The 340-nt window shown below is 52.4% G+C and carries 1 protein-coding gene and 1 pseudogene; both read right to left on the reverse strand.

The features are described 5' to 3' along the window. Positions 1 to 252 (reverse strand): ubiquitin family protein (locus DL891_RS16755; protein WP_232819251.1); only part of this gene is annotated, 252 nt, incomplete at its 3' end. An 18-nt stretch (positions 253 to 270) separates the two neighbouring features. Continuing rightward, positions 271 to 340: pseudogene (locus DL891_RS17865) on the reverse strand (ubiquitin-like protein); the annotation flags it as partial.

Raw genomic sequence — 340 nt, forward strand, 5'->3', positions numbered from 1 at the left:
GAGGGTCTTCACGAAAATTTGCATTCCTCCACGGAGACGGAGAACCAAGTGGAGAGTGGACTCCTTCTGAATGTTATAGTCAGCAAGGGTCCTTCCATCCTCGAGCTGCTTGCCGGCAAAGATAAGCCTCTGCTGGTCTGGGGGAATACCCTCCTTGTCTTGGATCTTGGCCTTCACATTGTCGATGGTGTCGGAGCTCTCAACCTCCAAAGTGATGGTCTTCCCGGTGAGGGTCTTAACAAAGATCTGCATTCCTCCACGGAGACGCAAAACCAAGTGAAGGGTCGACTCCTTCTGGATGTTGTAGTCCGCCAAAGTACGGCCGTCCTCAAGCTGCTTT

It is taken from the genome of Homoserinimonas sp. OAct 916, from assembly GCF_003260275.1.
GTDB lineage: Bacteria > Actinomycetota > Actinomycetes > Actinomycetales > Microbacteriaceae > OACT-916.